This is a genomic window from Lentzea sp. NPDC042327 (genome assembly GCF_040647275.1).
Lineage (GTDB): Bacteria > Actinomycetota > Actinomycetes > Mycobacteriales > Pseudonocardiaceae > Lentzea.
This window is the reverse complement of sequence record NZ_JBEZBX010000001.1, coordinates 463,049-484,359: the sequence shown is the minus strand read 5'-3', so window position 1 is coordinate 484,359 and position 21,311 is coordinate 463,049. Positions and strand designations below refer to the sequence as shown.

The 21,311-nt window shown below is 72.2% G+C and carries 24 protein-coding genes; 14 read left to right on the top strand and 10 right to left on the bottom strand.

Features of this window, described 5'->3' with window-relative positions; genetic code table 11:
* The first annotated feature begins 22 nt into the window (after positions 1 to 22).
* Both AB0A63_RS01895 and AB0A63_RS01890 read left to right on the top strand, forming a co-directional pair.
* On the top strand, positions 23 to 1,174 hold the full coding sequence (locus AB0A63_RS01895; protein WP_360384240.1) for a histidine kinase: 1,152 nt from the start codon (positions 23 to 25) through the stop codon (positions 1,172 to 1,174).
* Positions 1,174 to 1,818 (top strand): response regulator transcription factor, encoded by a 645-nt coding sequence (locus tag AB0A63_RS01890; RefSeq protein ID WP_360384238.1) that lies wholly within the window; start codon positions 1,174 to 1,176, stop codon positions 1,816 to 1,818. The genes AB0A63_RS01895 and AB0A63_RS01890 overlap by 1 nt, the downstream gene beginning before the upstream one ends.
* On the opposite strand, the gene AB0A63_RS01885 is transcribed toward AB0A63_RS01890, so the two are convergent.
* A complete protein-coding gene (locus tag AB0A63_RS01885) occupies positions 1,811 to 2,269 on the bottom strand; it encodes an RDD family protein (RefSeq protein WP_360384236.1) in 459 nt (152 codons plus the stop codon). The two genes, AB0A63_RS01890 and AB0A63_RS01885, sit on opposite strands and share 8 nt — an antisense overlap.
* Positions 2,270 to 2,360: 91 nt before the next feature.
* A complete protein-coding gene (locus AB0A63_RS01880; protein WP_360384234.1) occupies positions 2,361 to 2,768 on the bottom strand; it encodes an SRPBCC family protein in 408 nt (135 codons plus the stop codon).
* 169 nt (positions 2,769 to 2,937) lie between these two features.
* On the opposite strand from AB0A63_RS01880, the gene AB0A63_RS01875 reads away from it, so the two are divergent.
* On the top strand, positions 2,938 to 3,726 hold the full coding sequence (locus AB0A63_RS01875; protein ID WP_360384232.1) for a PRC and DUF2382 domain-containing protein: 789 nt from the start codon (positions 2,938 to 2,940) through the stop codon (positions 3,724 to 3,726).
* A gap of 21 nt (positions 3,727 to 3,747) precedes the next feature.
* On the opposite strand, the gene AB0A63_RS01870 is transcribed toward AB0A63_RS01875, so the two are convergent.
* The 3 genes from AB0A63_RS01870 to AB0A63_RS01860 are packed head-to-tail and all read right to left on the bottom strand — an operon-like array spanning position 3,748 to position 5,914.
* Positions 3,748 to 4,581: a PaaX family transcriptional regulator C-terminal domain-containing protein gene (locus AB0A63_RS01870; RefSeq protein WP_360384230.1), complete on the bottom strand. Its 834-nt coding sequence runs from the start codon at positions 4,579 to 4,581 to the stop codon at positions 3,748 to 3,750.
* Positions 4,571 to 5,458, bottom strand: coding sequence for a fumarylacetoacetate hydrolase family protein (locus AB0A63_RS01865; protein WP_360384228.1), 888 nt, complete (start codon positions 5,456 to 5,458; stop codon positions 4,571 to 4,573). The genes AB0A63_RS01870 and AB0A63_RS01865 overlap by 11 nt, the downstream gene beginning before the upstream one ends.
* Positions 5,459 to 5,491: 33 nt before the next feature.
* Positions 5,492 to 5,914 carry a RidA family protein gene (locus tag AB0A63_RS01860; RefSeq protein ID WP_360384226.1) on the bottom strand — a complete coding sequence of 141 codons (423 nt, stop codon included), beginning with the start codon at positions 5,912 to 5,914 and terminating at the stop codon, positions 5,492 to 5,494.
* 40 nt (positions 5,915 to 5,954) lie between these two features.
* On the opposite strand from AB0A63_RS01860, the gene AB0A63_RS01855 reads away from it, so the two are divergent.
* Genes AB0A63_RS01855 through AB0A63_RS01840 form a run of 4 tightly spaced genes read left to right on the top strand, consistent with a single transcriptional unit; the run spans position 5,955 to position 11,336 of the window.
* A complete protein-coding gene (locus tag AB0A63_RS01855) occupies positions 5,955 to 6,437 on the top strand; it encodes a cupin domain-containing protein (protein WP_360384224.1) in 483 nt (160 codons plus the stop codon).
* Positions 6,434 to 7,330 carry an acyl-CoA thioesterase domain-containing protein gene (locus AB0A63_RS01850; protein WP_360384222.1) on the top strand — a complete coding sequence of 299 codons (897 nt, stop codon included), beginning with the start codon at positions 6,434 to 6,436 and terminating at the stop codon, positions 7,328 to 7,330. The genes AB0A63_RS01855 and AB0A63_RS01850 overlap by 4 nt, the downstream gene beginning before the upstream one ends.
* A 26-nt stretch (positions 7,331 to 7,356) precedes the next feature.
* The gene (locus tag AB0A63_RS01845) at positions 7,357 to 8,943 is read left to right on the top strand and encodes an AMP-binding protein (protein WP_360384220.1); all 1,587 of its coding nucleotides are present in this window, start codon (positions 7,357 to 7,359) and stop codon (positions 8,941 to 8,943) included.
* Positions 8,940 to 11,336 carry a bifunctional salicylyl-CoA 5-hydroxylase/oxidoreductase gene (locus tag AB0A63_RS01840; RefSeq protein ID WP_360384218.1) on the top strand — a complete coding sequence of 799 codons (2,397 nt, stop codon included), beginning with the start codon at positions 8,940 to 8,942 and terminating at the stop codon, positions 11,334 to 11,336. The genes AB0A63_RS01845 and AB0A63_RS01840 overlap by 4 nt, the downstream gene beginning before the upstream one ends.
* Positions 11,337 to 11,391: 55 nt before the next feature.
* Here AB0A63_RS01840 and AB0A63_RS01835 read toward each other — a convergent pair whose 3' ends face one another.
* The gene (locus AB0A63_RS01835; RefSeq protein ID WP_360384216.1) at positions 11,392 to 12,216 is read right to left on the bottom strand and encodes an NAD(P)H-binding protein; all 825 of its coding nucleotides are present in this window, start codon (positions 12,214 to 12,216) and stop codon (positions 11,392 to 11,394) included.
* A gap of 81 nt (positions 12,217 to 12,297) precedes the next feature.
* Between AB0A63_RS01835 and AB0A63_RS01830 the strand changes: the two genes are divergently transcribed.
* A complete protein-coding gene (locus AB0A63_RS01830; protein ID WP_360384214.1) occupies positions 12,298 to 13,206 on the top strand; it encodes an AraC family transcriptional regulator in 909 nt (302 codons plus the stop codon).
* 7 nt (positions 13,207 to 13,213) lie between these two features.
* Here the strand turns inward: AB0A63_RS01830 and AB0A63_RS01825 are convergent, their stop codons facing one another.
* Positions 13,214 to 14,611 carry an EVE domain-containing protein gene (locus AB0A63_RS01825; protein WP_360384212.1) on the bottom strand — a complete coding sequence of 466 codons (1,398 nt, stop codon included), beginning with the start codon at positions 14,609 to 14,611 and terminating at the stop codon, positions 13,214 to 13,216.
* A gap of 183 nt (positions 14,612 to 14,794) precedes the next feature.
* Between AB0A63_RS01825 and AB0A63_RS01820 the strand changes: the two genes are divergently transcribed.
* Positions 14,795 to 14,971, top strand: a complete 177-nt coding sequence (locus AB0A63_RS01820) for a CsbD family protein (RefSeq protein ID WP_360384210.1) — start codon at positions 14,795 to 14,797, stop codon at positions 14,969 to 14,971.
* A gap of 70 nt (positions 14,972 to 15,041) precedes the next feature.
* Here AB0A63_RS01820 and AB0A63_RS01815 read toward each other — a convergent pair whose 3' ends face one another.
* Complete coding sequence (locus AB0A63_RS01815) at positions 15,042 to 15,830, bottom strand: MHYT domain-containing protein (protein ID WP_360384208.1); 789 nt, start codon at positions 15,828 to 15,830, stop codon at positions 15,042 to 15,044.
* A 158-nt stretch (positions 15,831 to 15,988) separates the two neighbouring features.
* Positions 15,989 to 16,924: a patatin family protein gene (locus AB0A63_RS01810; RefSeq protein ID WP_360384206.1), complete on the bottom strand. Its 936-nt coding sequence runs from the start codon at positions 16,922 to 16,924 to the stop codon at positions 15,989 to 15,991.
* Positions 16,925 to 17,096: 172 nt separating this feature from the next.
* Between AB0A63_RS01810 and AB0A63_RS01805 the strand changes: the two genes are divergently transcribed.
* Complete coding sequence (locus AB0A63_RS01805; RefSeq protein ID WP_360384204.1) at positions 17,097 to 17,489, top strand: hypothetical protein; 393 nt, start codon at positions 17,097 to 17,099, stop codon at positions 17,487 to 17,489.
* Positions 17,490 to 17,525: 36 nt separating this feature from the next.
* Here the strand turns inward: AB0A63_RS01805 and AB0A63_RS01800 are convergent, their stop codons facing one another.
* Positions 17,526 to 17,984 (bottom strand): Lrp/AsnC family transcriptional regulator, encoded by a 459-nt coding sequence (locus tag AB0A63_RS01800; protein ID WP_360384202.1) that lies wholly within the window; start codon positions 17,982 to 17,984, stop codon positions 17,526 to 17,528.
* Positions 17,985 to 18,078: 94 nt separating this feature from the next.
* Between AB0A63_RS01800 and AB0A63_RS01795 the strand changes: the two genes are divergently transcribed.
* Genes AB0A63_RS01795 through AB0A63_RS01780 form a run of 4 tightly spaced genes read left to right on the top strand, consistent with a single transcriptional unit; the run spans position 18,079 to position 21,304 of the window.
* Positions 18,079 to 18,906, top strand: coding sequence for an LLM class flavin-dependent oxidoreductase (locus AB0A63_RS01795; protein WP_360384200.1), 828 nt, complete (start codon positions 18,079 to 18,081; stop codon positions 18,904 to 18,906).
* Positions 18,903 to 19,319, top strand: coding sequence for a nucleoside deaminase (locus tag AB0A63_RS01790; protein WP_360384198.1), 417 nt, complete (start codon positions 18,903 to 18,905; stop codon positions 19,317 to 19,319). The genes AB0A63_RS01795 and AB0A63_RS01790 overlap by 4 nt, the downstream gene beginning before the upstream one ends.
* A gap of 39 nt (positions 19,320 to 19,358) precedes the next feature.
* Positions 19,359 to 20,291, top strand: a complete 933-nt coding sequence (locus AB0A63_RS01785) for a LysR substrate-binding domain-containing protein (RefSeq protein WP_360384196.1) — start codon at positions 19,359 to 19,361, stop codon at positions 20,289 to 20,291.
* Between the two features lie 47 nt (positions 20,292 to 20,338).
* Complete coding sequence (locus AB0A63_RS01780; RefSeq protein WP_360384194.1) at positions 20,339 to 21,304, top strand: TIGR03564 family F420-dependent LLM class oxidoreductase; 966 nt, start codon at positions 20,339 to 20,341, stop codon at positions 21,302 to 21,304.
* The last annotated feature ends 7 nt before the right edge of the window (positions 21,305 to 21,311 follow it).

Genomic DNA, 21,311 nt, shown 5'->3' with positions numbered 1-21,311 from the left:
GGGACGGGGCCAGAATGCCGGTATGACCGCAGGCGTACCGACGGCACGGCGGAGCGTGTTCGTGGCGGAGGTCGGCGCGCTGCTCGCGGCGCAGGCCGTGGACGCGGTGCTGGTGGTGCAGGCGGACGCCGTTCCGCGTGGGATCACCGGGTCGCTGCTCACGGTGGTGCTGCCGTACGCGGGCTCGGCCACGGCCGTCCTCGCCGTGCTGCGGCGCCGGTTCCCGCGCAGGGTCGAGCTGCTCGCGGGCGCGGTGGTGGGGCTGTCGCTGCTCGGCACCGCGGTCGCGGGCCTGGCACCGCGGGCTCCGCTGCAACCGGTGGTGACCGAGGTGCTGGCGGTGCTGCTGGTCGCGGCGGCGGGGTGCCGGCGGCTGCCGGTGTGGCGGGCCGCCGCGCTCGCCGTCGTCGCCGGTGCCACAGCGGTGCTCGCACCGAGCGTGCGCTACGGCCTGGACTACCCGGCGGCGCTGTTCCCGGTGGCCGCCGCGCTGGCGTGGGGAGCGGCGCTCGCGCTCGGCCTGATCCTGCGGGACGCGGACGCCCGGCACCGGCGGGAGCTGGAGCGCATCCGCACCGAGGACCGCCTGCAGCTCGCGCGGGACCTGCACGACCTCGTCGCGCACCACGTGACCGGGATCGTGGTGCGCACCCGCGCCGCTCAGGCGCTGGCCCAGCATCCCGTCGAGGTGTTCGACGAGATCGAGCACGCCGCCGCCGAAGCGCTGACCGCCACCCGCGGCCTGGTCGGCGTGCTGCGCAGCGACGACCCGCTGCCGTCACCGAGCCTCGTGCTGGGCGACGTGGTGCGGGCGGCGGCGGGCACGGACGCGGCGGTGCACGTGGCCACCGACGTGGAGGCGCTGCTCGTGCCGGCACAGGTTTCCGTGGCGCTGCACCGGGTGTTGCTGGAGGCGCTGACGAACGTGCGCCGGCACGCGAGCGCCACCGAGGTGCGCGTCACGGCCAGGTCCGACGGGGACGAGCTGGTGCTGGAGGTCGAGAACGACGGCGTGACCGGGGAAGCAGCGGACGGCGGGCACGGTGTGCTCGGGATGGGAGAACGGGTGGCCGCGCTGGGCGGGGAGCTGGTCGCGGGTCCACGGGGGAGTGACCGCTGGGTGGTCACCGCACGGGTGCCGCTCGCGTTCGACACCCTGCCGAGGGGGGTCTGATGACCATCCGCGTGCTCATCGCCGACGACCAGACGTTGGTGCGCACCGGTTTCCGGCTGGTCCTCGACGCCGAACCGGGCATCAAGGTGATCAGCGAGGCCGCCGACGGCGAGGCGGCCGTGCGGATGGCCCGGCAGCTGCGCCCGGACGTGACGCTGATGGACATCCGCATGCCGAAGCTCGACGGCCTGCGGGCGACCGAGCTGCTGGCCGGTCCCGGCGTCGAGGACCCGTTGCGCGTCCTGGTGGTCACGACCTACGACCTCGACGAGAACGTCCACGCCGCCCTGCTCGCCGGCGCCTGCGGCTTCCTGCTGAAGGACGCCCGCCCTCGGCTGCTGGTGGAAGCCGTGCACGCGGCCGTCAGGGGAGAGGCCCTGGTCTCGCCCGCCGTGACGGTCCGGCTGCTCGCCCACTTCACCGGCACCGGCGGCCGCGAGCAACCTCCGACCCCGCTGACCGGCCGCGAGCTCGACGTGGTGCTCGCCGTGGCCCGCGGCTGGACCAACGCCGAGATCGCCGACCGCCTCAGCGTCTCGCTGTCGACGGTGAAGTCGCACCTCACCAACGTGCAGGCCAAGCTCGGCGCCCGCAACCGCACCGAGATCGCGATCTGGGCCTGGCGCACCGGCCTGCTCAGGTGACCGCCCGCACCACCACGGTCCCGGCCACCACGTCGCCGAGCCGCTGGTGCCGCGGCGTCACGGCGATCAGCACCGCCCCGACCAGGCCGAAGAACATCCCGTCCACGGCCATCAGCACCCACCGCACCAGGTAGTCCCGCAGCGACGGCTGCCCGCCGCGCAGCGTTGTGATCCGCAACCCCAGCCACCGCATGGCCGGGGTTGCGCCGCCGTGCCGGTGCGGGTACCAGATCTCCACCCACAGCACGCCCAGCAGCGACACCGTCACGAGCACGCCCGTCGGCAGCACGAAGAACACCTCTCCGGGCGCGCCGAGCTTGATGAGCGCCATCGCCAGCAGCAGGCCGAGCACCATGCCCAGCAGGCCCGCCACCACCAGCAGCGCGAACTCGATGAGGTGCTGCCAGTACCTGCGCAGGACGATCGACCGGGACTCGGCGTCGGTGAGCACCCGGAGATGGTGCCAGGGGCGAGTTCTCGGTGGTGCGGTGCCTGGCGCCGGTGCGGTCGTGGCGTTCGGAGGGGTTACCCGGGCCGGGCCGTCAGCCGGTCGAGCGGTCATCGGCGGCCGCGGTCTGGGTGAGCACGGCAACGGTCTCCTCGAGCCCGCGCTGCACCTCGTCGCCCTTCGCCTCCCGCACGCTGTGCAGGCTGACGGTGATGCGCGACCTCCCCGGCGCGACCTCCTCGACGTGCAGCTCGCCGTGGTAGTCGTCGGGGCCCTCGGCACCCCATTCCAGCCGCCGCTGCTCGGTGTCGGGCCGCACCCACGCCTCGCCCTCGACGTGGTGGCCGTGCACCTCGGCCTCGACGTGGACCTGCTCGCCGCCCTCGGGCTCCGCCGCGGTCATTTGCGGGAAGTAGCGGGGGAGGTTCGTGGGGTCGGCGAGGAAGCTGAACAGGGTGTCGGCGGGGATGTCGGCTTCGGCGGTGTGCGTGTAGGTCGTCATGGCAGCGGGGGTACCCGCTGACCCGCTCGTCTGCACGTCGTCACGCTCCGGCAACGTGAACCACCTTCGGGGGAAGAGGTGTCACTGGATGGGCGGTATCCCGGGACCTGCCACCGGTGGCGGGGTACCTCGCGATCGCAGAGACGCCAGCGACGCGAGAGGAAGAACGATGATCGATCGGACCCAGCTCGAGGCCCTGTACGACTGTGACGTCATCGACAACAAGGGCGAGCGGATCGGCTCGGTGAAGCAGTTGTGGCTCGACGACGAGGACGGCCAGCCGACCTGGGCCCAGGTCCACACCGGACTGTTCGGGCTGCGCGAGAGCTTCGTGCCGATCCAGCAGGCGCGGGTCAGCGCGGGCGCGATCACGGTGCCGGTGGACAAGGAACTGGTCAAGGAGGCGCCGAAGATCGACGTCGACGGTGACAAGATGTCCGACGCCCAGCAGGAGGAGCTCTACCGGTACTACGGCATGATCCCGAGCGCCAAGACCGGGGAGCACGACCGGCTCAGCCACGAGACCCGCGGCACGCGCGACAGCGGCATGAGGGACAGCGGCACGAACGACAGCCGCACGAGGAGCGGCCGCGAGGGCGACGGCATGTCCGTCACGCGGTCCGAGGAGCACCTCGAGGTCGGCAAGCGGCAGGTCGAGGCGGGACGGGTGCGGCTGGTCAAGCACGTCGTCACCGAGCAGCGCAACGTCACCGTGCCCGTGTCGCACGAGGAGGTGCGCGTGGTGCGGGAGCCGGTGGACGGCCCCGTGAAGGACGCGTTCGAGGAGGAGGCGGCCGAGGTGACGCTGCACCGCGAGGAGCCGGTGGTGCAGAAGCGCGCCGAGGCCGTGGAGCGGGTGCGGCTGGAGAAGGACGCCGTCACCGAGCAGCGGCAGGTCAGCGGTGAGGTGCGCAAGGAACGCGTCGACGTCGAGCGCGACGACCAGAACCGCCGCTGAGGAGCAGCACCGGAGCGGACATCAGCCGCGCGCGTGGAGCACGGCCAGTGCGTGCTCCCGCGCCGGTGCGCTCAGCGTGGTGTTCAGCTCCTCGAACAACGCCTCCGCGGTCACGCCGTTCCACCCCGGCGGCAACAGGGCCAGGGGAAGGCCGGGATCGCTGTAGGGCAGGCGGCGCCACTGGGTCAGCATCGGCACGTAGGTCCGGAACGCCCCCAGGGCTCCGGCCGGCGGTGTGTCGAGCACGGGCCGGTGGCGCCGCACGAAGTCGGCGTACAGGTCGGCCAGCTCGTCGAGGTCCCACCACGACCGCACCTTCGAGCGCAGGTCGCCGAACGCGAAGTGCCGGCCCGCGAAGATGTCCACGTACTCGGACAGGCCACGGCGCTCCAGGGTCCTGCGGGTCTCCACGGCGAGGTTGCCCGGCGCCACCCACACGCCCGGCGAGGCGGTGCCGAAACCCAGCTGGGTCAGGCTGGTGCGCAGCGCGTGGCGCTTGTCGCGTTCGGACTCCGGCACGGAGAACACCACCACCAGCCAGCCGTCGTCGGTGGTGGCGCGCCTGCGTTCGAAGATCCGGGCGTCGCCCTCGGCGAGCGCCTCCAGGGTCGGTTCGGCCAAGGCGTAGCCGGCGGCGCCGTCGCGGCGGTCGCTGCGGACCACGCCGCGGCGCTTCAGCCGGGAGATCGACGACCGCACGGCCTGGCCCTCCACGCCGAGGTCCGCCATGAGCTGCACGACCGACGCGACGGACAGCCAGTTGTCCTCGCCGCGCGCGTAGAGGCCGAAGATCGTGACGATGAGCGGGCCGAGCCGGTCACGACCGGCGGGTGCCACGTCCGCGTCACTGTTCACCGCGAGGTTCAGCGCCCTCTCCTTCCCGGCTGAGATCCGTGAGGGTGACAGTGTTGCGCAGCTCGCCGAGACCGCTCGCACGTGTCACCACCAGGTCGCCGTCGCACAGGAAGAGCTGCGGGTCACGGGCGCTGCCGATGCCGCTGGGGGTGCCGGTGAGGACCACGTCCCCTGCGCGCAGGGTCATGCCGCGGCTCAGCTCGGCGATGATCCGCGCGAACGAGAACGCCATCTGCGCGCTGGAGGCGTTCTGCAGCAGCTGCCCGTTGACCTCGCACTGCACCTGCATGGCCGTGAGGTCCACGGAGTCGGTCCTCGTCACCCACGGGCCGAGCGGCATCGTGCGGTCGATGCTCTTGCCCTTGAGCCACTGGCCGCCGTGCGCGCGTTGCAGGTCACGCTGGGAGACGTCGTTGGCGACGAGGAAGCCGAAGACGTGGTCGAGGGCCTTCTCCTCCGGGATGTTCCGGCCGTCGCGGCCGATGACCAGCGCGATCTCGGCCTCGTAGTCCCACTGCACCGACAACGCCGGGTCGTAGGCGATCGGGTCGGTGGGGCCGATCACCGTGTCCGGGCCCTTGGTGAAGAACGTCGGCCGCTCGGGCACCGCGACCGGGTCCTGCCCCTCCCGCCTGCCCCGCGACTCCAGGAAGTGGTCGAGGTAGTTCCAGCCGGTGCACAGGACGTCGCGGTTGAAGCGGTGCAGCGGCGACTCCAGCCGCACCTCGGACAGCGGCAGGACCTCCCCGCGCTCACCCGGCGGTGCGCCGCGCACGACGTCGTCGACCGCGGTGGCCAGCAGCGTGATCGACCGCTCGGTCTCGCCGACGAGACCGGCCCTGCGGACACCGTCCACGGTCACTGATGCGAGCTTCACTATCGCGTCTCCATTTCGCTGATCATGGAAACGCTATTTCTGAATCGGCGTGACCAGGCGGTCTTCGGGGATCACCGCGACACCGAGGATCTCGATCATGGCCTCCGGTTGCCACAGCGCGGTGCAGCCGATGCCGGCCATGGCGGGGTAGACCGGGCCGGCGAGCTCGCGCCACACCGCGCCGATCTCCTTGCCGTTGGCCTGGTAGTCGGGGACGTCGGTGAGGTAGATCGTGATGCTGACCAGGTCCTCCGGCACGCCGCCCGCGGCGCGGAGGGTGGTCAGCACGTTGCCGAACGCCTGGCGGAACTGCGCGACGATGCCGCCCGGCACGATCTTCATCCCGGCGTCGGTGGCCGTCTGCCCGCCCAGGTGCAGCGTCGTGCCCGCCAGGGTTCCGTGGGAGTAGCCGCTCGGCCGGGGGAGCTCGGCGGGGTTCACCGCTAGAGGCCTCATGCGTATTGACAATATCTGACGGCGGTGAAGAATGCGATATATGGAGCCCGACCTGAGCAGGTACCAGCTCGAAGGCGACAACTCGACGTACCGACTGCCCAGCGGCCTGGTCGCGCCGGTGGTGACGCGGGGCGGCAGCGAGAACCCGGACACCGCGAACTCCGGCGGCGCGATCCGCATCTCCGGCGTGAGCATCCAGCACACCCCGGCCACCCGGCTGTGGTTCGGCAAGGTCACCAACGAGCCTGGCTACCGCTCGGTCACCCACCACCACGGCGAGGCCGAGACCGGCGGGTACGTGCTGTCTGGCCGGGCGCGGATCTACTTCGGCGACAGGTTCGAGGACTACGTCGACATGGAGGAGGGCGACTGGGTCTTCGTGCCGCCGTTCATGCCGCACATCGAGTGCAACCTCTCCCGCAACACCCCGCTGACGTGGATGACGACGCGGACCCCGGAGAACATCGTCGTCAACCTCGACGACGTGCCCGACGAGGACCTGCGCGACTGGCTGACCCGATGACCGCGGGCACCTCCGCGTTCTTCACCTCGGCGATCACGCTGGAGCGGGCCGAGCCGGAGCACTTCGACCTGGCGTTCACCGCCGTCACGCAGCCCTGCCCGTGGCCCAAGGCCTACGGCGGCGACCTGGTGGCGGCGGCGGTGGCCGCGGCCGTGCGGTCGGTGACCGACGGCAAGGTGCTGCACTCGATGCACAGCTACTTCCTGCGCCCGGCCGACATCGGTGCCGAGGTGCGCTACGAGGTGGAGCTGCTGCGCGACGGCCGGGGCTACAGCACCCGGCAGGTCCGCGGCTACCAGAACGGCAAGCCGCTCTACGCGTGCCTCGCGAACTTCGCCGCGGGGGAGACGGGCGGCACGTTCGCGGCCGGGCTCACCGACGACCTGCCCGGCCCTGAGGAGCTGCCCAGTTCGGCGGCCTACCTCGCGGACCGCGCCGGCGGCACCATGACCGAGGAGTCGAAGCACTACTGGTCAGCCGGTCGCAGCTTCGACGTGCGGCACGTGCCCGGCCCCGTCTACCTCGCCGTCGAGGGCGACCGGGTGCCGCACCAGGCCGTGTGGCTCAAGCCGTTCGACCCGCTGCGCCCGGTCGAGGGGCTCACCGACGCCCAGCGCGATGTCGCCGCATTGGCCTACATGTGCGACTACACGATCCTGGAGCCCGTCCTGCGGGTGCTCGACCTGCCGTGGGCCCGGCCGGGACTGGTCACCGCGAGCCTCGACCACGCCATGTGGTTCCACCGCACCGGCCCGGTCGACGACTGGCTGCTCTACGTCCAGGAGGCCGTCGCCGCCGACGACGGCCGCGGCCTGGGCTCCGGCCGCTTCTTCACCCGCGACCGCAGGCACCTCGCCACCGTCGCCCAGGAGGGCATGATCCGCGCCGCTTGACCCCGCCGCCGCCGGAAGGACCCGCCATGGACACCTTCGCCCGCGACCACCTCCCGCCGCCGGCGCTGTGGCCGACCATCGAGTTCACGACGCCCGAGCTGGCCTACCCCGACCGGCTCAACGCCGCCGCGGAGCTGGTCGACGTCGCCGCCGCGCGGTTCGGGCCCGGCCGCCCGGCGCTGCGCACCCCGGCGGGCGAGGTGTGGTCCTACGGCGAGCTGCGGACCCGTGCGAACCAGGTCGCCCACGTGCTCGTCGACGACCTGGACCTCGTTGCCGGGCAACGGGTCCTGCTGCGGTCGCCGAACAACCCGTGGACGGTGGCCGCGTGGCTCGGGGTGCTCAAGGCGGGCGGTGTCGTGGTCACCGCCATGGCCGCGTTGCGCACCCGTGAGCTCACGCCGGTCGTCGAGCGGACGCGTCCGTCGATCGCGCTGACCGATCCCCGGTTCGCCGCGGACGTGCGGGCCCTGCCGGGGCTGACCGTGGTGACCCACGACGACCTCGCGGCCCGCGCCGAGCGCAAGCCGGCGGAGTTCACCGCCGTGGACACCGCCGCCGACGACGTGGCCCTGCTGGCGCCGACCTCGGGCAGCACCGGCTCACCCAAGATCACCGCGCACTTCCACCGCGACGTGCTCTCCATCGACAACACCTTCGGCCGGCACGTGCTGCGGCTGGTGCCGGACGACCTCGTGGCGTGCACGGCGCCGTTCGCGTTCACCTTCGGCCTGGGCATGCTCGTCGTGTTCCCGTTGCGCGCCGGTGCCTGCGCCCTGCTGACCGAGACCGCGACACCGCCGCAGGTCGCGGACCTCGTCGCGGAGCACGGCGTCACGGTGCTCGCGACGGCACCGACCGCGTACAAGGCGATCCTGCGCGACGGCGCCGAGCAGAAGCTCGCGGGCCTGCGGGTGGCGGTGTCGGCCGGTGAGCACCTCCCGCGGGAGACCTGGCAGCGGCTTCAGGACCGGCTGGGGCTGCGCGTGATCGACGGCATCGGCGCCACGGAGCTGTTGCACATCTTCATCTCCGCGGCCGGGGACGACATCCGCCCCGGTTCCACCGGCAGACCCGTGCCCGGCTACCGCGCCACCGTCCTGGGGCTCGACGGCGAGGAGCTCGGCCCTGGCGAACCCGGCCGGCTGGGCGTCATCGGCCCGGTCGGCTGCCGTTACCTCGACGACCCGCGGCAGGAGGACTACGTGGTGGGTGGCTGGAACGTCACCGGCGACGTCTTCCACCGCGACGAGGACGGCTACTTCCACTACCACGCCCGCAGCGACCACATGATCGTCTCCTCCGGCTACAACATCGGCGGCCCCGAGGTGGAGGAGGCCATCGACACCCACCCGGACGTGCTGGAGTCCGCCGTCGTCGCCAAGCCCGACGAGGAACGCGGCTCGATCGTGTGCGCGTTCGTGGTGCTGCGCGAGGGCGTCGAGGCGGGTGCGGCGAAGGCCCGTGAGATCCAGGACCACGTCAAGCGGACGATCGCGCCGTACAAGTACCCGCGCGAGGTCCGGTTCCGCACCTCGTTGCCCCGCAACGCGAGCGGCAAGCTCCAGCGGTTCGCGCTCCGCAGGATCGTCGAGCAGGAGGTGCCGGCGTGAGGATCGCTGTCGTCGGTGGTGGGCCCGGCGGGCTGTACTTCGCCGCGCTGATGAAGCAGCTCGACCCCGCCCACGACGTCACCGTGTGGGAACGCGACGCGGCCGGCGTCACGTTCGGCTTCGGTGTGGTGTTCTCCGACGAGACGCTCGGCGGGATCGAGAACGCCGACCCGGAGTTCGCCGGCGCGATGGCCAGCCGGTTCGCGCGCTGGACGGACATCGACATCCACTACCGGGGCGAGAGCCACACGGTGGGAGGTCAGGGGTTCGCGGCGATGAGCCGCAAGGAGCTGCTCAGCCTGCTCCAGCGGCGGTGCCACGACCTGGGGGTGGCCGTGCACTTCTCGGCGCCCGCGCCCGACGTCCGGCTCCTGCGCGCGGACCACGACCTGGTCGTCGGCGCGGACGGGGTGAACTCGCTGGTGCGCCAGACCGCCGGGGACGTCTTCGGCTCCACTGTGGACCACCGGCGCAACAGGTACATGTGGCTCGGCACCGACCGCGTCTTCGAGGCGTTCCAGTTCTTCATCAGGGACACCGAGTGGGGCACCGTGCAGGTGCACGGCTATCCCTACTCCGACAGCGGTTCCACGTTCATCGTCGAGATGCACGAGGACGTCTGGCGCCGCGCCGGGTTCGACACCGGCGAGCAGTTCGCGCCGGGTGCGTCCGACGACCGCGCCGTCGACCGGATCCGCGAGCTGTTCGCCGAGGAGCTGGGCGGCCACGAGGTGTTCGCCAACAACTCCAAGTGGCTCAGCTTCGCGACCGTGCGCAACGAGCGCTGGCACGACGGCAACCTCGTCCTCGTCGGCGACGCCGCGCACACCGCCCACTTCTCGATCGGCTCCGGCACCAAGCTCGCGATGGAGGACTCCCTCGCGCTGGCCGCCTGTCTGCACGAGCACCCGGACGTCGGGACCGCGCTGGCCGCGTACGAGGCCGAACGCCGTCCCGTCGTGGAGTCCACCCAGCGCGCCGCACAGGCGTCGCTGGAGTGGTTCGAGAACATCGGCATGTACACCGGCCAGGAGCCGACGCGGTTCTGCTTCAACCTGCTGACCCGCTCGCGCCGCATCACCCACGACAACCTCCGCACCCGCGACCCGGAGTTCGCCGATCGCGTGGACGCCGCGTTCGCCGCCGCCCAGGGCCTCCCGGCCACCGCGCCGGCGATGTTCCAGCCGTTCCGGCTGGGCGGGCTGGAGCTGAAGAACCGGGTCGTCGTCTCACCGATGGACATGTACTCGGCTGTCGACGGCGTGCCCGGCGACTTCCACCTCGTGCACCTGGGCTCCAAGGCGATGGGCGGCGCTGGCCTGGTGATGACCGAGATGGTGTGCGTGTCGCCGCAGGGCCGCATCACGCCGGGCTGCACCGGTCTGTGGAACGACGAGCAACGCGACTCGTGGGCGCGCATCGTGTCGTTCGTGCACTCGCGCAGCACCGCGCGCATCGGGTTGCAGCTCGGCCATTCCGGCCGCAAGGGCTCGACCCGGCTGATGTGGGAGGGCATGGACGACCCGTTGCCGGAGGGCGGCTGGGAGACGGTCGGGCCCTCGCCGCTGCCGTACGGTCCCGCCTCACCCGTTCCGCGCGAACTCACCCGCGCCGACCTGGACGAGCTCACCCAGTCGTTCACCGAGGCCGCCCTGCGCGGTGCCGAAGCGGGTTTCGACCTGCTCGAACTGCACTGCGCGCACGGCTACCTGCTGTCGTCGTTCCTGTCGCCGCTCGCGAACCGGCGCACCGACGCCTACGGCGGCTCGCTCGCGAACCGGTTGCGGTACCCGCTGGAGGTCTTCGGCGCCGTCCGCGCGGTGTGGCCGGCCGGGCGCCCGATGATCGTGCGCATCTCCGCCACCGACTGGGCCGACGGCGGCACCACCGAACACGACGCCGTGGAGATCGCCCGCGCCTTCATCGCCCACGGCGCGGACGCGATCGACGTCTCCTCCGGCCAGGTCACCGCGGACGAACGCCCGGCGTACGGCCGCTCCTACCAGACCCCGCTCGCCGACCGGATCCGCCACGAGGCCGCCGCCGCCACCGGCACGGCCGTCATCGCCGTCGGCGCCATCGCGTCCCACGACGACGTGAACTCCATCCTGCTGGCCGGTCGCGCCGACCTGTGCGCACTCGGCCGCACCCACCTGTACGACCCGCACTGGACGCTGCACGCGGCCGCAGAGCAGGACCACCGCGTCGACTGGCCGGTGCAGTTCCAGGCCGGCAGCCGGAAACCACCGTCGGCGCGCACCGACGCGGTCCGCCCGCGGCTGTCGCTGCTGCGGGCGGACCCGCCGGAGCGCACCGTGCACCTGCGGTGGACACCGCGCAGCGCACCGGAGCGGGTCCGGGACGAGCCTCCGGCCACCGGCACCCGCGTCTGACCGGCGTCAGCCCGCTACCTGCCGCCGACGGGTCCTGCGGTGTCGCAGCCGTCGCTCACCACTCGGTCGCGGCGGCGAACTCCGCGAAGGTCCGCGCAGGCCGCCCGAGCGCCCGCTGCACGCCGTCGGAGAGGTACGCGTCGGTGCCGTTGCGCAGCGGCTCGACCATGTCCGCGAACGCCCGCGCGTCCTCGGGTGCGAAGCCCTGCGCGGTGAGCTCGGCGATGTGGTCGTCGACGTCCAACGGCACGTAACGGATCTCGCGACCGGCGTGAGCGGAGATCGTGGCCACCGCCTCGGCGAGCGTCACGACCGCGGGCCCGGACAGCTCGTAGACCTGCCCGTCGTGCCCGTCCTCGGTGAGCGCGGCGCCGACCACGGCGGCGATGTCCTCGGCGTCGACGAAGCTCGCCGCACCCTCACCCGCGGGCAGCCGCAGCTCACCGGCCTCGACCGCGGCCGAGAAGAACCCCTCGCTGAAGTTCTGCGCGAACCAGCCCGGCCGGGTGATCGTCCACTCCAGACCGCTGGTGCGCACCGCGTCCTCGCTGTCCAGCAACCCGTCGAGGACCCCGCCGCTGTCCGTCGCGTAGTCCGGGTCGTCGATGCCGCGACCGGACGCCAGCACGACCCTGCGCACACCGAGCTCCTGCGCCCGTCGCACGAACGGGCGCACGAGCCTGGTCCCGTCGACCTGCACGACGTAGACGGCGCTCACCCCGTCGAACGCCGCGTCCCACGTCTGCTGGTCGGTCCAGTCGAACACGTGCTCCCCGCGCCGTGACGCCGCGCGGACCCGCATCCCCTGGGCCCGCAACCGCCGCACCACGCGCCTGCCCGTCTTGCCGGTCGCACCGGTGACGAGAACTTGATCAGTCATGGGCCCAGCCAACCTCGGTCCGGTGAGACGATCCATGGCTCTGGCACTCTTCTGGATGTTCGATCGTCTACGGTGGGGCTCGTGGATGTCGTCTCGCAGCTGCTGGCGGACGTGCGAGCGCGTGGCGCTGTGTTCCGGCAGGCGGCCCTGACCCCGCCGTGGGCGCTGCGGATGTCGAGCGGCGCCCCGCTGACGCTGGCCGTCGTGCTGCGCGGTGAGGCGTGGATCGTGCCCGACGGCGCCGACGCGGTGCTGCTCGAACCGGGCGCCGTGGCCCTGGTCCGCGGCGACGTGCCCCACACCGTCGCCTCCACACCGTCCGCCACGCCGACGCACGACGTGACCGCCGCCGACTACTGCCCACCTGGCCCGGAACCGGCCACCTGCGGAACCCCTGACAACAGCGCCGCCGTGCTGCTCAGCGGCGCGTTCGAACGCCGGGGTCAGCTGAGCGAACGCCTGCTGCACGCGTTGCCGCCGGTTCTCGTGGTGCCCTTCGGATCGCCGCCGGCTGTCGCGGAGGCGATGGCCGCCGAGATCGCCGGCGGACGCCCCGGCCACCACCTGGTGCTCGACCGCATGCTGGACCTGCTGCTCGTGTCCGCCCTGCGCACCTGGTTCGCCGACCCGGCCGCGAACCCTCCCGCGTGGTGCCGTGCGCTGGACGAGCCGGTGGTGGGCGACGCGCTGCGGTTGATGCACGCCACGCCGGCCCGGTCGTGGACCGTGGCGGTGCTGGCGGCCGAGCTGGGCGTGTCGCGGGCGGCGTTCGCGCGGCGGTTCAGCGCCTCCGTCGGGGAGCCGCCGATGAGCTACCTCACGCGGTGGCGGATCACGTTGGCGGCGGACCTGTTGCGGGGCGGTGGGGAGACCGTGGGTGCCGTTGCGCGGAAGGTGGGGTATTCGGACGCGTTCGCGTTGAGCGTGGCGTTCAAGCGGGTGCTGGGAGTGCGACCGAGTGACCACCGCACCCGGTCGGCCGGCGGGTGAAGTGCTGTTATTCCGGGCCGTGGAAGACGTCACCGTCGCGGTAGATGAGCTTGATGCCGAGCGACCACAGCAGGTCGACGACGCTGGACGACGGCCTCGACGGCAGGAGGACCGCCTGCACCGCGTCGCGCCGCAGGTGGTGCCGGTAGTCGAACAGCTGACCGATCGCCATGCGCACGTGTTCGCGCGAGGCCGACTTCTTGGCCTCGATGATCATCGGCACGTCCTCGTCGAACACGTCGCACACGAGCTGCTCCCCGGAGGGCAGCCGGACGGTGAGGCAGCGCAGCTCTCGGCCGAGGTACTCGCCGTACTGCCGGATGAGCTTGGCCTCGTCGAAAGTCACGGTCCGGGGACCTGAACCGCTGTTCTTCGCCGTGGTCGTCTCGGGCACGGCGTTGACGGGCCTCGAGGTCACCACGGGTTCGGACGACGACGGCCGGCTGGTCCTGCCGTGCCGGGCCAGTGCGTTGAGCAGGTCCCACTCGGCGGAGCTGAGCGGGAACGGGTTCGTGCCGCCGGGCATCCGCATGATCAACGAGTCGGCGAACTCCTCCACGGGCGCCAGGCGGTGCCTCGTGATCGGTGCCTCGAAGAGGTAGCGGTTGAACCTGAGGTCGACGACCTGCGCCGAGCTCGGGCGCGGGGCCTTCCAGAACGAGTCGAACTCGGTGGTCGGGTAGGCCGCCGAGGCGAGCCGGCCCATCGCGTAGACCCCGGCTGCCGGCCCGGAGACCCAGAACGCGAAGTCGTCGCCCGGCCGCAGGTCCCGGTGGTAGCGGCCCACGGTCCAGGGCACCTGGTCGGTGGTGCCGTCCTCCCACCACGACCAGACGTCCCACACCTCCGGGTTGCACTGCAGCAGCCAGTGCCGGGGTGCTTCGGCCGGTTCCGCCCCAGCGCCGGAGATCCGGGCGTGGTCCGCCGCGGACACCAGCGTGATGCTCCGCAACGGCGTCGACATGCCCAGGGGAGTCAGGATCCGCTCGGCGGGCACCGGGGTGTCGTACTCCTCGACGTCGCCGAGCGCCATCATGTGCTCCCACGTGGCGCCGTCCTCGTCCACACCCCACACCGCTCGCGCCGCGGCGGAGTTGCGGAACACGTGCAGGATCGTCGCCTCGGCGATGAAAGCCTTCTCCGCGTAGAACATCACCTTGTCGCCGGCCCTGCGGTCGCGCAGTGCCACGGACTTCGCGTTGTTCCTGCCCGGTGCAGCCGGTGTGGAGCCCCACAGCCGGGCGATGCCGTCGGGGTAGAGCGCCTCGAGCGCGGGGAGGTCGGCTCCCAGCTCCGCGGCGATGCCCGAAAGCGGCACGCCCCGCCTGATCGACAGCTCGAAGTTCTCCGGCCCCTTGAGCTCACGCCTGCCGCGGGGCTGCAGCACGAGCTGGACGTCGTTCATGATCGTGAGGATAGCCATGGCCACCGCGGACGGCGTGATTTCCGACCAAACAAGTGGAGCAGGTTGAACACCTCGGCGTTCGACCTGTGACAAGGGTCGTTGCTCGTCGATGGTTGAGGTTCGTCCCAGTGGGCACCCCGGTGTCACAACAACGCAGGGAACCCAGCTGTCGGGGAGGACCACATGGGCACCGACGACAAGATCGACCACAAGGCCGACGAGCTCAAGGGCAAGGTCAAGGAAGGCGTCGGCGACGTGACCGACGACCCCGGCCTGGAGACCGAGGGCAAGGTCGACCAGGCGAAGGGCAACCTCGGCCAGGCGGCGGAGAAGGTCAAGGACGCCTTCAAGAAGGACTGACGAAGCCGCGAGGACCGACCAAGGGGCGCGCACCCAACACGAGGTGCGCGCCCCTTGGCGTGCAGGAACGTCAGGACACGGAGTCGGTGCGCCCGAACTGGTGCGACTCGTTGCGCCGCATCACGCGGTCGAGCAGCTCGGCGTCCTCGCCGCCCTCGTCACCGGAGGACGTGAGGGCCAGCAGGAAGATGATGACCACGCTGACACCGGCACCGCCGATGATCAGGGACGTGATCAGCTCCGACGAGTTGTCGACGACCAGCGGGGCGTTCGGGGTGAGCATGACGTGCATGGCGTGCATGCCGGTGTAGTGCATGCCGGTGACCGCCACGCCCATCACCAGCGCGGCGCCGGCGACGGCGAGCCAGCCGCGGACGTTGGCGGTGGCCCAGAGGGCGGCTGTCGCGGCGGCGACGGCGATCACGACGGAGAGCACCACCAGGCCGGGGTGGTAGGTGACGTCGGCGCCGATCACGATGCTCGCCATGCCGGTGTAGTGCATGCCGGCCACGCCGAGGCCGGTGATCAGGCCGCCCGCCAGGAACGGCCAGAGCCGGGTGTTGTCGCCGCGGCGGACCACGAGCAGGCCGAGGGCGACGACCACGATGGCGACCACCATGCTCGCCAGGGTGATGGGGATGTCGTAGGCGACCTTCGCGCCCATCCAGGTGCCGAGCATCGCGGTGAAGTGCATGCCCCAGATCCCGAGCCCGCCGATGGACACCGCGGCGATCGCCAGCCACCCGTTGCGTGACGCTCCGGTCGCCGTCCGTGCGCGTTCGGCGGACAGGAGACCGAGTGCGGAGCCGACGCACGCGACGAGGTACGCGGTGATCAGAGTGGAGGTCCCCATGTCCATGGGCCGAATGCAAACATTCTTCACCTATATGTGCAAGGAAACCTCCGGTGTCACATGGGCAACGAATGTCCACTGCGGACAGAGGGCCATCGGCCGGTCACCGAGCGCACTGCCGTCCGCAGAAGTGCTGCGTGTCGTGCCAGGTCGGCGACGCTGCGTCAGTGCGACTCCAGGACGCTCGCGGCCAGTGCGTCGGCCGCGGCACGGGTGCCGATGTCGACGACGGCGCGCAGCACGGCGGGGCGGCGTTCGGTGCGGCCGACGCGCAGGCTGCCGAGCGGCGGGCGGATCTGCAGGCACGCGGGGTGGGAGGCGAGCACGGCCTCCTCGACGAGCCGGTCGTCCTTGCGGCGCAGGAAGGTCTCGACGACGCCCGGTGCGTGGCGGGCGAACCAGCGCCGCAGCACCAGCCGTTCGCTGCGGGTCGGCGGCATCGGCACCTCGTCGGAGCGGACCGTGCGCAGGACGACCAGGTGCGTGGCCTTCTGGGCCAGCGCGGTGCGCACCGGGACCATCTCGCTCATGCCGGCGTCGACGTACGGACGGCCGTCGATCACCACCGGCGGGCCGGCCAGCAGCGGCATCGCGGTCGAGGCCCGCAGCGCGGCCTGCAGGCTCGGCACGTCGTGGATCCGCTCGTGCAGGTCGGTGGACTCGCCGGTGAGGGCGTCGGTGGTCATCGGGTGGAACTCGACGGGGTTGTCCAGGATGTCCTGGAAGCCCATCGGCACGACCTGGGTGTAGATGGTGTGCACGAGGTGCTGGGTGTCCACGACGGGCAACCGGCGCAGCGCGCGCATCGGGTTGATGGTCGTCCGCATGACCGCGGGGTCCCACCAGGCGTGTTTGCTGCTGTCGGCACGCCCGCACAACAGCCACGCACCGTTCAACGAGCCCGCCGAGCTGCCGTAGACCGCGTCGAACGCCGGCAGCAGCCCGAGCTGTTCGATCGCGACGGTCATGCCGCTCGAGTACGCGCCGCGCGAGCTCCCGCCCTCGATCAGCAGCACGAGGCGTGCGTCGTCCGCGCGGTTGCCCGGTGTGCTCCCTTGCCGCTTGCGGTCGCGCAGCAGCTGGAGGACGGACTCGGTCACCTTCCACCCCTTTCCCGGCACGGGTACACCACCGATGATCCACGAACACCGGACCGGCGGCCCGGCCGCGGCGACATGCGGGATGAAGATCCGCGCATATCCGCAACGACCGCCCTCCGCGGGCACTACGGTGGCGGTCGGTGGATCAGCGAGGTGTGAGGGGTTCGGGGACATGACGTCGTGGGCCGAGGTCGTCAGCTACGTGCGGCTGCGCTACGAGGTGCTGGAGGAGCAGGACGCGTGGCTGCGGTTCCGCCTCGACACCGAGGACGGCCGGTCCCAGCAGGTCACGGTGCACCACCTGCCCGACCTCGACGGCGCGCAGTGGCTGGAGATCTCCTCCGCCGTCGGCCGCGCGGACGAGATCGACCTGCGGCGGCTGCTCGAGCTGGCCGGCGGGGTGGACGTCGGCGGCGCGGCCGTGGTGGACGGGGTGGCGCTGCTCAAGCACACGATCCCGCTGGAGCACCTCAGCGTGCAGGAGGAGTTCGGCCGGCCGCTGACCCTCCTGGTCGCCCGCGCCGACGCCTTCGAGCACGAGCTGACGAGCACCGACCACTTCTGACACCCGACCGCTCCCGTTGTGCCGCAACGGGACTCGTCACGGCACCGCGGGTGGCGCGCTCACACCGCGGTAGGTCATGGTCTGGCTGTAGACGATGCTGGTGGTGGTGCTGCCGAACGCCATCAGCTCGTCGACCACCCGCTCCAGGTGCGGCATCGACGTGGCGGCGACCTTGAGGGTGTAGCAGTCCTCGCCGGTGGTGCGCAGGCACTCCAGCACCTCCGGCCGCTCGGCGAGGAACCGGTGCAGCGGCTGGTGCCGGCTGCCGGGGTACTTCAGGCGCACCACGGCCAGCACACCGTAGCCCGTGCTGGCGAGGTCGACGGTGGCCCGGTAGCCGGTGATGACCCCGGCGCCCTCCAGCCGCTTCACGCGTTCGGTCGTGGCCGAGGCGCTGAGGCTGACGCGGCGCCCGAGCTCGGTGATCGGCACGCGGCCGTCGCGCTGCAGCTCGGCGAGGATCGCCCAGTCGGTCGCGTCGAGCGTCTCGGTCATCCGGCGAATGTAGCGGGAAATCCACGGCCGGACCGCGCAGATGCCGTGAAGATCCCCTTCAGCGGACTCGGTCCGACGGCCTAGCCTTGATCACGTGTTGATCGGCGTGAACGTCCCCAACTTCGGCCCCGGCACCAGCCCGGCCGTGCTGCGCGACTGGGCGCGGACGGTGGAGGGCCTGGGCTTCGACCTGCTCATGGTGTCCGACCACGTGGCGGTGACGCCGGACGTGGCCGAGCAGTACCCGGCGCCGTTCTACGAGCCGTTCACCACCCTGTCCTGGCTCGCCGGGGTGACCGAGCGGATCACCCTCGGCACGACCGTGCTCATCGCGCCCTACCGGCACCCGCTGCTGGTCGCGCGGATGGCGGCGAACCTCGCCGACCTCAGCGGCGGGCGGCTCGTGCTCGGCGTCGGGATCGGCTGGGCGCGCCAGGAGTTCGCGGCGCTGGGCGTCGAGTTCGGGCGCAGGGGCGAGCTCACCGACGAGCTGATCACGGCCGTGCGCGCGGCGTGGGAGGACGACGGCTACCGCGCAGGGCACATCCCGATCTGGGTGGGCGGGCACAGCGACGGGGCGTTGCGCCGCGTGGTCCGGCTCGGTGACGCGTGGCACCCGCTGCGGCAGACACCGGACGGGTGGCAGGAGTCGTTGGCGCGGTTGAAGAAGACGGCTGCCGAGCAGGACCGGCCGGTGCCCGGTCTGGCGCCGCGGGTCCTGCTCCGGCTGACCGACGACCCGCCGGCGGAACGGCGGCTGGGGGAGGGCACCGTCGAGCAGGTCGTCGCGGACCTGGAAAGGCTGCGGGCCGACGGCGCGCACGCGGTGGTCCTCGACCCGTTCATCGGCGACCCCGAGGAGACGCGGCGGCCCGAGGCCGCGTGGCACGCACTGGCAGCGGTACGGAAGGAGTTCCGGTGAACGAGGAGCATCTGCGGCGGGCGCTCGCACTGGCGGCCGAGGCACGGGCGGGCGGCAACCCGCCGTTCGGGTCGCTGCTGGTCGGCCCGGACGGGTCGGTGCTCGCCGAGGAGCGCAACACCTGCCTGACCGACGACGACATCACCGCGCACCCCGAGCTCAAGCTGGCCAGGTGGGCCGCGCGGTCGCTCGACGCGGACACGGCGGCCGGGACCACGATGTACACCTCCTGCGAGCCGTGCGGGATGTGCGCGGGGGCGCTGGCCCGCTCGGGCATCGGGAACGTCGTGTTCGCGCTGTCCACCGAGCAGCTCAACGGGCTGAAGACGACGGGCGGGTTCGCCGCCGTGCCGAACGACGGCCCGCACCTCTACGACGAGGCGAAGATGCCGGTGGAGGGCTACTACCCGTAGCCGATGCCCCGTGGGCATCGAGGTGGTTGGCTGGACGGTGTGGAGTTGCGACAACTGCGGTACGTCGTGGCGGTCGCCGAGCACCGCCACTTCCGGCGCGCGGCGCACGCGCTCGGGATGACCCAGCCCTCGCTGTCGCGGCAGGTGGGCGCGGTCGAACGCGAGCTCGGCACGGCTTTGTTCGAACGGACCGCCCGCGGCGTGGTGCCGACCGCCGCGGGCGAGGTCTACGTCGTGCACGCCCGGCAGGTGCTGGAGCAGGTCGAGGCCGGGGCGACCGAGGCGCGGCGGGCTGCCCGCGGCCAGACCGGGTCGCTGCGGCTCGGGTTCGTGGGGGAGGCGTTGGTCGAGCTGCTGCCCTCGCTGCTGGCGCGGTTCCGGTCGGTGCACCCCGGAGTGGGCCTGGAGTGCCGTGAGCTGTCGACGGCGCAGGGCGCGGCTGCGTTGCGCGCGGGTGAGGTCGACCTGGCGTTCTGCCGCGGTGCGCCGGCCGGGGACGGCGCCGAGCTGCTGACCTCCGTGCCGGTCGCCGGCGACCACCTCGTGCTGGTGTGCCACCGGGGCCACCCGTTCGCCGGGCTGCCCGCCGTCTCCGCAGAGCAGCTGCGCGGTCAGCCGCTCATCGCGTCGTCGGCCGCCGACGAACCCGCCGCGGCGCGGGTGCTGGCACCGCTGCTCGGCGCCTCCTGCGGGGTCACCGCGACGCGGGACGTGCACACCGTCATCGGCCTGGCCGCCTGCGGGCTGGGGGTGGGGCTGCTGCCGTCGAGCGCGCGGCGCCTGGCCCGGCCGGAGACCGTCGTCGTGGAGGTCGACCCGGTGCTGCGGCTGCCCGACCTCACCATGGCGTTCCGCTCCACCGACGGGTCACCGCCGCTGGCCGCGTTCCTCGCCGTGACGAGGGAGCACTGCCCCGGAACCGGGAAGCTGCTGGCCAGGGTGATGCCCCGCAGGCATCGCCGGTCGGGTTGACGGGCATCACGCGCGCCGGGGGCCGCCGCCGGGGGTGACATGGGTGCATGTCGATCACTTCACAAGCGGTGCGGTACGGGGTCACGTTGGCCGGTACGGGCGGGGACGACCTGGTGGCGGCCGCCGTGGACGAGGCTCGCGAGGCCGCCGGGTTCGGCGCCGACTCGGTGTGGCTGGGGCAGCGGCTCGACTACGACGCCATCGGCCTGGCCGGGCTGGTGGGCGTGCAGGTGCCGGGCATCGACGTCGGGGTCTCCGCGGTGCCGGTGTTCGCACGGCACCCGCTGCTGGTGGGCAGCCAGGCCCAGACCGCGCAGGCGGCCACCCGCGGCCGCTTCCACCTCGCGGTCGCACTGGGCGCGCCGCCGATCGTCGAGCAGGCGTTCGGGTTGCCGTGGGAACGGCCGGTGACCCGGCTGCGCGAGTTCCTGACCGCACTCGGCCCGTTGCTGCGCGGCGAACCCACCCAGCACGAGGGCGAGCTGCTCACCGCGCGGTCGCTGCTGCCGACCCACGTCCCCGGTGCGACGCGGACCCCGTTGCTCGTGGCCGCCATGGCACCGCGGGCCCTGCGCGTCACCGGCGAGCTGGCCGACGGGACCGTGCCGTACCTCGCGGGGCCCAAGGTGCTCGCCGAGCACATCGTGCCCGCCGTCACCGCCGCCGCGGCAGCGGCGGGCAGGCCGGCTCCCCGCGTCGTGGCGCTCGTCCCCGCCGCCGTCACCACCGACCGGCGGGACCTCCGCACCATGGCTGACGGCCTGTCCTTCTACCCGCAGTTCGCCTCTTACCGCCGCGTTCTCGAGCTGAACGGCACCGAACGACCGGAGGAGCTGGCACTGCTCGGCGACGAGGACACCGTCGCAGAGGGGCTGCGCCGCTACGTCGAAGCCGGCGCCACCGAGGTCGTCCTCACCGCGCACCACGACCTCAGCCCCGCGGTGCAGACCAGGACGCGCCGGTTGGCGGGAGCGCTTGCACGGGCTGCGAAGGAGAGTGTGATCAGCGGCTAAACCTGGT

Coding starts and splice junctions, on each gene's coding strand:
- AB0A63_RS01895 (WP_360384240.1), top strand. CDS start 23: ATGACCGCAGGCGTACCGACGGCACGGCGGAGCGTGTTCGTGGCGGAG.
- AB0A63_RS01890 (WP_360384238.1), top strand. CDS start 1,174: ATGACCATCCGCGTGCTCATCGCCGACGACCAGACGTTGGTGCGCACC.
- AB0A63_RS01880 (WP_360384234.1), bottom strand. CDS start 2,768: ATGACGACCTACACGCACACCGCCGAAGCCGACATCCCCGCCGACACC.
- AB0A63_RS01875 (WP_360384232.1), top strand. CDS start 2,938: ATGATCGATCGGACCCAGCTCGAGGCCCTGTACGACTGTGACGTCATC.
- AB0A63_RS01860 (WP_360384226.1), bottom strand. CDS start 5,914: ATGAGGCCTCTAGCGGTGAACCCCGCCGAGCTCCCCCGGCCGAGCGGC.
- AB0A63_RS01855 (WP_360384224.1), top strand. CDS start 5,955: ATGGAGCCCGACCTGAGCAGGTACCAGCTCGAAGGCGACAACTCGACG.
- AB0A63_RS01850 (WP_360384222.1), top strand. CDS start 6,434: ATGACCGCGGGCACCTCCGCGTTCTTCACCTCGGCGATCACGCTGGAG.
- AB0A63_RS01845 (WP_360384220.1), top strand. CDS start 7,357: ATGGACACCTTCGCCCGCGACCACCTCCCGCCGCCGGCGCTGTGGCCG.
- AB0A63_RS01835 (WP_360384216.1), bottom strand. CDS start 12,216: ATGACTGATCAAGTTCTCGTCACCGGTGCGACCGGCAAGACGGGCAGG.
- AB0A63_RS01825 (WP_360384212.1), bottom strand. CDS start 14,611: ATGAACGACGTCCAGCTCGTGCTGCAGCCCCGCGGCAGGCGTGAGCTC.
- AB0A63_RS01820 (WP_360384210.1), top strand. CDS start 14,795: ATGGGCACCGACGACAAGATCGACCACAAGGCCGACGAGCTCAAGGGC.
- AB0A63_RS01815 (WP_360384208.1), bottom strand. CDS start 15,830: ATGGACATGGGGACCTCCACTCTGATCACCGCGTACCTCGTCGCGTGC.
- AB0A63_RS01805 (WP_360384204.1), top strand. CDS start 17,097: ATGACGTCGTGGGCCGAGGTCGTCAGCTACGTGCGGCTGCGCTACGAG.
- AB0A63_RS01800 (WP_360384202.1), bottom strand. CDS start 17,984: ATGACCGAGACGCTCGACGCGACCGACTGGGCGATCCTCGCCGAGCTG.
- AB0A63_RS01780 (WP_360384194.1), top strand. CDS start 20,339: ATGTCGATCACTTCACAAGCGGTGCGGTACGGGGTCACGTTGGCCGGT.